We start from the raw sequence: 8,127 nt of genomic DNA, 5'->3' as shown, positions 1-8,127 counted from the left end.
TTGTCGCCCAAACCGCACCGGGCCAGTTTCGAGGTGTCGCACTACATGCAGAAGAACGGCTGGCGCATCATTCCCATCAACCCGGTGGCAGCGGCCAGTGGCACGCCGATCCTGGGCGAAAAAGTCTACGCCACGCTGCTTGAGGCCGCGCAGCACGAGAAAATCGAACTGGTTGATGTGTTTCGCAATGCCGAGGACGTGCCGCCCGTGGTGGCAGACGCCATCGCCATCGGCGCGCCAGCAGTCTGGTTACAACTGGGCATTAAAAATGACGCGGCCATAGCGCTTGCCCAGGCCGCCGGTCTGCACACCGTGCAAAATAAATGCCTGCTGATAGAGCACGCCGCCAACGCGTAACGGGCAGTCGGCCCAAACCGGCTTTAAGTTTGGCTTAATTTTCCTCATTTAAAGTTCCGGGCTTCGTCAAGTCGAATGCGGCGCCATGACACACTCTTCATGCAAATGGCACTTTTTACACACACAAAGGAGCTCACCTTGAAACTCTCACTGAACAAAACAAACTTGTTGGCCTGCTTGATGCTGGCGCTGCCCCTGTGCGCGAGTGCCGCGAATCCGATCCAGGAAAGCTACCGCGCCCAAGCCAAATTAGACAACCCAGCCTTCAAGGATTTCTCCGTGGCGGCCGGGCAAAAGCTCTACAGCACCAAAGGCGCCGAATTCTCATGCGCGTCATGCCACACCGACTCCCCGATGAATGCGGGCAAGCACGCCAAGACCAACAAAGACATCTTGCCGCTGGCCCCTGCCGCCAACGCCAAGCGCTTCACGGATGCCGCCAACGTCGAAAAGTGGTTCAAGCGCAACTGCAATGACGTGCTGGCCCGCGCCTGCACCGCCCAGGAAAAAGGTGACTTCATGGCCTACGTGCTGTCGGTCAAATAAGGCCTTGTCATGAAAATTATTTCAACGATTCTGGTCACCTTGCTGGCCGTGGTGTCCCTCAGCGCCCAAGCCAAATATGACGGCGAAGACCGGGGCAAGCCGGTGCAACCGGCCCAGGTCAACGCCAAGTTTCAACAGGAATGCGCCGGTTGCCACATGGCCTTCCCCCCCGGCTTGTTGCCTGCGGCCTCGTGGCGCAAGATGATGACCGGGCTGGAAAAGCACTTTGGCGTCGATGCCTCTCTGACACCGGCTGAAGTCACCGAAATCACCGACTTTTTGGTGAAAAACGCCTCCAACCGCTGGACCGCTACCACGTCGCCGTTGCGCATCACCGAGTCGGCCTGGTTCAAGTCCAAACACAACGAACGCGAGATTGCACCGGCCGTCTGGAAACGTGCCTCAATCAAGAGCGCGTCCAACTGCATGGCCTGCCACGCCGGTGCCGACAAAGGCAACTTTGACGAACACAGCATCAAGATCCCCAAGTAAGACATCCAACACCTGAGAGTCCCGCCCATGCAACGCACCCTGATCTGGGACATTCCGACCCGCCTGTTTCACTGGACCCTGGCTTTGAGCTTTGCCGCGGCTTGGCTCACCAGTGAATTGGATCCCTGGCTGGCGGTTCATGTGTTTCTGGGTTACCTGATGCTGGGGCTGGTAGGCTTTCGGGTGCTGTGGGGCGTGGTGGGTTCGCCCTACGCCCGCTTCAGTTCGTTTTGGTACGGACCCAAAGCCGCCTATAACTATTTCCGCGAGATCCTCGCCGGCAAAGCCGCCCGCCATGTGGGCCATAACCCGGCAGGCAGCCTGGCAATCTATTTGCTGCTCATATTGACTGTGGTGGTTGGCGTCACCGGTTACTTCACGATCGGCGGAGAAGAACAACACGGCGTGGTGTCCGGCCTGCTGAGCATGGCTCAGGGTCGAGTGGCCAAACAACTGCATGAACTCGCGGCCACCTTGATGCTGCTGATCGTGTTCGGACACATCGCCGGTGTCGTGATTGAAAGTTATCTGCACAAGGAAAACCTCGCACGCTCGATGGTGACCGGCACCAAGCTGGCCGATGCCGCAACGCCCACCACAAAGCCTCGCGCCGGTGTCGCCGGGGTGATGCTGGTGCTGGGCGTTTTGTTTGCAGGCTGGTGGTTTTCCTATGCCTTGCAGGCGCCCGTTGAGAAGAAAATGGGGCAAGCCGAGAGCGTGGCCCGAACACCTGAGGTGGCTTTCGTCGGCCCCAAACTGGCCGACAACGCCCAATGGCGCGACGAGTGCGGCAGCTGCCACCTCGCGTTTCACCCGTCCCTCTTGCCCGCGCGCTCGTGGACGCGCCTCATGAATGAGCAGGCACAACACTTCGGTGCCGACCTTGGCTTTGATGCACCGACCAGCGCTGCCTTGCTGGCGTTCATGACCGCCAACTCCGCCGACCTGAAACTAACCGAACCCGCTTTCAAGATTGGGGCTTCCCTCAAACCAGGTGAATCACCGCTGCGCATCACCGAGACACCGTACTGGGTCAGAAAACACAGCGAGATCACGGCGGCTGAATGGAAACAGCCGCTCGTCAAGAGCAAAGCCAATTGCGCCGCCTGCCATCTGGACGCTGATGCTGGCACGTTTGAAGATGCGGCCATGCAAATGCCCAAGAGCCAAGCAGCGGCCAAAGCTAAACCTTAAATCGTTACTTCGAATCAGCATCACCGCCGCGCCCCTTTATCCATTCTATTTTTGGCTGGCCTTGATTTCATTGACCCGCCTGATGCTGCGACAATTAGCCCATGAACACATCCGCCACTACCAGCGCCTACGCGCCACTGCAAAACGACACTTTCATCCGCGCTTGCCTGCGCCAGTCCACGGACCACACCCCGGTCTGGCTGATGCGCCAGGCTGGCCGCTATTTACCGGAATACCGCGCCACCCGCGCGCAAGCGGGCAGCTTCATGGGCCTGGCCACCAACACCGACTACGCGACCGAAGTCACGCTGCAGCCGCTGGAGCGCTACCCGTTGGACGCCGCCATTTTGTTCAGCGACATCCTGACCATCCCTGACGCGATGGGCCTGGGCTTGTCGTTTGCCTTGGGCGAAGGCCCCAAGTTTGCGCACAACGTGCGTGACGAAGCGGCCGTCGCCAAGCTGGCTGTGCCCGACATGAACAAGCTGCGGTACGTGTTTGACGCCGTCACCTCGATCCGCAAAGCGCTCAATGGCCGCGTGCCTTTGATCGGTTTCTCGGGCAGCCCCTGGACGCTGGCTTGCTACATGGTGGAAGGCGCGGGCTCCGACGACTACCGCCAGGTCAAAACCATGATGTACAGCCGCCCTGACCTGATGCACAAGATGCTGCAGATCAACGCCGACGCGGTGGCCCTGTACCTCAACACCCAAATTGAAGCCGGCGCACAAGCAGCGATGATTTTTGACAGCTGGGGCGGTGTGCTGGCCGATGGCGCATTCCAGGAATTCAGCATGGCCTACACCGAGCGCGTGCTGTCGCAACTGAAAAAAGAACACAACGGCGTGCGCATTCCTAGCATCGTCTTCACCAAGGGTGGCGGCATGTGGCTCAAGGAAATGGGCAAGCTCGACTGCGATGTGCTGGGTCTGGACTGGACCGTCAATCTGGCCAAGGCGCGCGCGCTGGTCGGCGAAACCAAGGCACTGCAAGGCAACATCGACCCCAACGTGTTGTTTGCCAACCCGTCGCAGATCGAAGCTGAAGTGGTCAAGGTGCTCAACAGCTTTGGCACACCCCACACCGGCAGCGGCACAGGCCCGACGCACATCTTTAATCTGGGCCATGGCATCAGCCAGCACACCCCGCCCGAGAATGTCGCGGTATTGGTCAAAGCAGTGCATGAGCATTCGCGCAAGATGCGCATGTAATTGTTCTGACATAAAAACCCCTAGCATCTTTTGAGGGGTTATTTAGGGGTCGCGCTGAGACTTATGCACAAAAACCTTGATGTACCTCACCGACCCATTGCCCCCTTGAAGATTTCGCTATAAAACAAATAGCAATCGTAAGTCATTGATTTATAACGATTTTTAAAATTGCCTTTTTTGTGGGCATTTCAATGAAACCCTTGAAATACGTGGGTTTGAAGGCCACAAAGGCAATCTATCAACAAAGTTATCCACAGAAAACTTGGATGCCTGCCAAATCGTTTATGAATCAAGCACTTAAGGCGGTTTTCGCAAGTTCACTTCAAATAGGCTTGCCAACTCGGGGTTTTGCATGAGTAGCCAGATCCCGGTTTTGGTGCATACGCCGGTCCATAGTCAGGTGGCCGGCCCTCTGACTTATTTGAGTGAGCAGGCACTTCCGGCCGGCACCTTGGTGCGTGTGCCACTCGGCAAGCGCGATCTGCTGGGCGTGGTGTGGGATCGCGCTGATGCGTTCCCCAGCGCCACGCTCAACCCTGAAAAACTGCGTCCGATCACAGCCACGCTGGACGGCATTGCACCCCTGAGCCCGGCCTGGCGCCAGCTGGTCAGCTTTGCAGCCCGCTATTACCAGCGCTCGCTGGGCGAAGTGGCACTGGCCGCCTTGCCACCCCAGTTACGCGACATCAACACCTTGCAACTGGCGCGCAAACTCAAGAAACACGCCAAAGTGGCAGAGTCAGCGCCAACGGACACCTCAGACGCTATCACTACAGTAGCGCTCACCGCAGAGCAGACGGGGGCTATCGCTCGATTTGAGGCTGAAGCCGGGCCTTTCCTGCTGTTTGGCGCCACCGGCAGCGGCAAGACCGAGGTCTATTTGCACAGCGTGCAACACATGCTGGCCCGTGACCCAACGGCGCAGGCGATGGTGATGGTGCCCGAGATCAACCTGACGCCGCAGCTGGAAGCACGTTTCATGGCCCGCTTCGGCCCGCTGTATGGCGAGATTGCCGTGGTCTCGATGCACAGCGGCATGACGCCAGCGCAGCGCCTGAAAAGCTGGTTGGCCGCCCACAACGGCACGGCGCGCATTGTGCTGGGCACCCGCATGGCGGTGTTTGCCTCGCTACCGAATCTCAAGCTCATCATCGTCGACGAAGAGCACGACCCCAGCTACAAGCAGCAGGAAGGCGCCCGTTACTCGGCCCGTGATCTGGCGATTTACCGGGGCCGGCTTGAGGGCGCCAAGGTGTTGCTAGGTTCCGCCACGCCCTCGCTGGAAAGCTGGCACCACAGTCGGCCAGCCGCCGAGGGGGGTCGCTATGTGCGATTGGAGATGCCGAGCCGCGTGGGCGACAACGCCGCCCTGCCACTGGTGCGCCGGGTGGACATGAACCACCAGCCCAAGAAATGCGTATTTGCCCCGCCGCTGCTCAAAGCCATCGAGGAACGCATCGGTCGCGGCGAGCAAAGCATGGTGTTTTTGAACCGGCGCGGCTACTCGCCGGTGCTGCACTGCGGAGACTGCGACTGGAAAAGCGAGTGCCCCCACTGCAGCGCATTCCGGGTGTTTCACAAAATTGACCGCACGTTGCGCTGCCACCACTGCGGCTTTGCCGAGCGCGTGCCCCGCGCCTGCCCCGCCTGCGGCAACCCCGACATCGCGCCGATGGGTCGCGGCACCGAGCGGCTTGAAGAACACCTGGCCGAGTTGCTGGCGCACGTTCGACGCCCCAACTCCGTGAGTGAGCAATGGCCCGAAGGTGAGCCGGTGCGCATTGCCCGCATTGACGCCGACACCACCAAGCTCAAGGGCGAGCTGGAGTCACAACTGGCACGCGTGCATGCCGGCGAGGTCGATGTGCTGGTCGGCACGCAGATGATTGCCAAGGGTCACGACTTCAGGCGCATCACGCTGGTGGCAGCGGTGGCACCCGACAACGCACTGTTCTCCAGCGACTTTCGGGCGCCGGAGCGCTTGTTCAGTTTGCTGATGCAAGCGGCGGGCCGCGCCGGGCGCGATGCCGGCATCAGTGGCCAGAGCGAGATGTGGGTGCAGACTTTTCACCCCGCACACCCGCTGTTTGAGGCCCTGAAACGCCACGACTACCCGGCCTTTGCCGCGCAGCAACTCCAGGAACGCGAGCAAGCCGCCATGCCCCCCTTCAGTTTTCAGGCGCTGGTGCGGGCCGAGGCGCGCACGCAAGAGGTGGCGCAGTCGTTTTTAACCGCGGCCAGTGCTGGTGCCGCCAGCCTGCCTGATGCCGGGCACTACGCACAACACATCACCCTGTACCCTGCCGTGCCCATGAGCATGCAGCGCGTGGCCAATGTGGAACGGGCCCAGATGCTGATTGAGAGCCCGTCACGGGCCGCGCTGCAGCACTTTTTAAGCGCCTGGCAAACGGTGCTGCACGCCACCCGGCAACAGCCCGAAGGCAAGGGTCTGATCCGCTGGGTGGTGGATGTAGACCCGCTGGCTATTTAAGCCAGACGAAACACCATCGCGCTGCGCTCCAGCGCTTTGCCATGATCAGCCAGAACAAGTGAGGCATGGGCAGCGGCCTCGGCAATCGGCACGTTTTGCTGGGTGGCTTCATCAATCTGCACCACCAGTTGCGCGACCCGGTGAATGGCAATACCTTGCTCATCGGACGAATGCAATATTTCTGCCATCAGCGTGCCCACATGCTGGACCGAGTTGATGGTCGCCTCCAGCGTTTCACGCGCGCCGCTGACCTGAACCAAGCCGCCTTCGACCTGATGCACCGAGTCTTCGATCAGCGTCTTGATCTCCTTGGCCGCATCGGCACTGCGCTTGGCCAGGCTTCGAACCTCGCTGGCCACCACGGCAAAACCGCGTCCCTGCTCGCCTGCGCGGGCCGCTTCCACGGCTGCGTTAAGGGCCAGAATGTTGGTCTGAAACGCAATGCCATCAATCACGCTGATGATGTCCGTTATTTTTTTGGAACTGCTGGCGATGGAGTCCATGGTGCCGACCACCTGGCTCATGGCCATACCCGCCCGGTTGGCAATGTCCCCCGCCTCCTGCACCAGTGCATTGGCGGCTTTGGCGTTGTCGATATTTTGCTTAACGGTGGTGGATATCTCCTCCATGTTGGAAGCGGCCTCCTGCACGGCGGTGGCCTGTTCCTCGGTGCGGGCCGCCAGCGACTCATTGCCCCGCGCAATCTGCAGCGCTTCCATGTCAATGTGGTAGGCGCTGGTCATGACGCCTTGCGCCAGCGACGACAGACTGCGCTGCATGGCAAAGAGTGCAGCCATCAACTGGCCTGCTTCATCAGAACCTTTGGGCGTGATGGTGTTGTTGAGTGCACCCACGGCAATTTGTTTGGAAATAGCCACCGCTTCGTTCAGCGGGGCCACGGTGCTCAAGCGCAAGCGCCAGCCCATGTACAGGGCCAGTGCCACGCCAGTGAGCATCGCCGCCAACATGCAGGTGAGCAGCATCTGGTAGTGGGCCTCTGACGCCTGCATCGCAAGTTTGGCGTTGACATCCTGGGCCGCTACGCGGTACAGGGCCGCCACCTGCTGATTGGCCGAGCGCATGCCCACGATGCCCGCCAGACCCATACCCAGCATGGCCAGAATCATTACACCCACCATCAGATTCACGCGACCCGAAATACCCAGGCTGGTCAACTTGTCCCACGCACCGATCAGCCCCGAGCGCATCACTTGCCCGCGCACAATGCGCAGCCCCGAGTTACCTGCGCGAATTTTGCTGTAAGCGGCATCGGCCTGCCTGATCTGCTCTTGTGAAGGCTTCATGCGCACCGAGGCGAAGCCCACCACCACGCCGCGCTCCCACATCGGAGAGGCATTCGCCATGACCCAGTAGTAGCCGCCATCTTTGCGCCGGTTTTTGACCATGCCGGTCCAGGACCGTCCCGCCTTGAGGTAACGCCACATATCGGCAAACGCCTCGGGCGGCATATCAGGGTGGCGCACCATGTTGTGCGGTTGCCCGATCAACTCTTCTTCGGTGAAACCGCTGGCCTCGCAAAAGTCAGCGTTGACAAAGGTGATGTTGCTGTTGACGTCGGTGCGAGAGATGGGCGATTGGCTCTCACTGAGCACATATTCGTGGTCGTGGACGGGCTGGTTGTTGCGCATATATTTTTCTTCCAGGGTCAGGGGGAGAAGTTATTTTTTATTGGCCAAAGTTCCAACGAAGGCCAGCTAGCCAAGAACTATACCAACAAATATTGTTGAATTTTGTCAAATTCCAACCTGTGAAAACCGGCATCCCTGACCACGAAGCACTCAAAAATTTATAACAAATCAGCCTCTAGCCCCCGTA

The 8,127-nt window shown here is 59.6% G+C and carries 7 protein-coding genes; 6 read left to right on the top strand and 1 reads right to left on the bottom strand.

Annotated features, from left to right (window positions below; translation table 11 throughout):
* From WCG50_RS01130 to priA, 6 genes are all read left to right on the top strand, one after another.
* Positions 1 to 357: CoA-binding protein (locus WCG50_RS01130; protein ID WP_336897714.1), on the top strand; the 357-nt coding region annotated here is incomplete at its 5' end.
* Positions 358 to 495: 138 nt separating this feature from the next.
* Positions 496 to 903 (top strand): DUF1924 domain-containing protein, encoded by a 408-nt coding sequence (locus WCG50_RS01125; RefSeq protein ID WP_336897713.1) that lies wholly within the window; start codon positions 496 to 498, stop codon positions 901 to 903.
* A 9-nt stretch (positions 904 to 912) separates the two neighbouring features.
* Positions 913 to 1,395, top strand: a complete 483-nt coding sequence (locus tag WCG50_RS01120; RefSeq protein WP_336897712.1) for a diheme cytochrome c — start codon at positions 913 to 915, stop codon at positions 1,393 to 1,395.
* A 27-nt stretch (positions 1,396 to 1,422) separates the two neighbouring features.
* Positions 1,423 to 2,589: a cytochrome b/b6 domain-containing protein gene (locus tag WCG50_RS01115; RefSeq protein WP_336897711.1), complete on the top strand. Its 1,167-nt coding sequence runs from the start codon at positions 1,423 to 1,425 to the stop codon at positions 2,587 to 2,589.
* A gap of 101 nt (positions 2,590 to 2,690) precedes the next feature.
* Positions 2,691 to 3,800 carry a uroporphyrinogen decarboxylase gene (gene hemE, locus WCG50_RS01110; protein WP_336897710.1) on the top strand — a complete coding sequence of 370 codons (1,110 nt, stop codon included), beginning with the start codon at positions 2,691 to 2,693 and terminating at the stop codon, positions 3,798 to 3,800.
* A gap of 352 nt (positions 3,801 to 4,152) precedes the next feature.
* Positions 4,153 to 6,291 carry a primosomal protein N' gene (gene priA, locus WCG50_RS01105; protein ID WP_336897709.1) on the top strand — a complete coding sequence of 713 codons (2,139 nt, stop codon included), beginning with the start codon at positions 4,153 to 4,155 and terminating at the stop codon, positions 6,289 to 6,291.
* On the opposite strand, the gene WCG50_RS01100 is transcribed toward priA, so the two are convergent.
* Positions 6,288 to 7,940 carry a methyl-accepting chemotaxis protein gene (locus tag WCG50_RS01100; protein WP_336897708.1) on the bottom strand — a complete coding sequence of 551 codons (1,653 nt, stop codon included), beginning with the start codon at positions 7,938 to 7,940 and terminating at the stop codon, positions 6,288 to 6,290. The genes priA and WCG50_RS01100 overlap by 4 nt on opposite strands.
* Positions 7,941 to 8,127 lie beyond the last annotated feature (187 nt).

Source organism: Rhodoferax sp. (assembly GCF_037143375.1).
GTDB lineage: Bacteria > Pseudomonadota > Gammaproteobacteria > Burkholderiales > Burkholderiaceae_C > Rhodoferax.
This window is presented reverse-complemented; position numbering and strand designations above follow the sequence as displayed.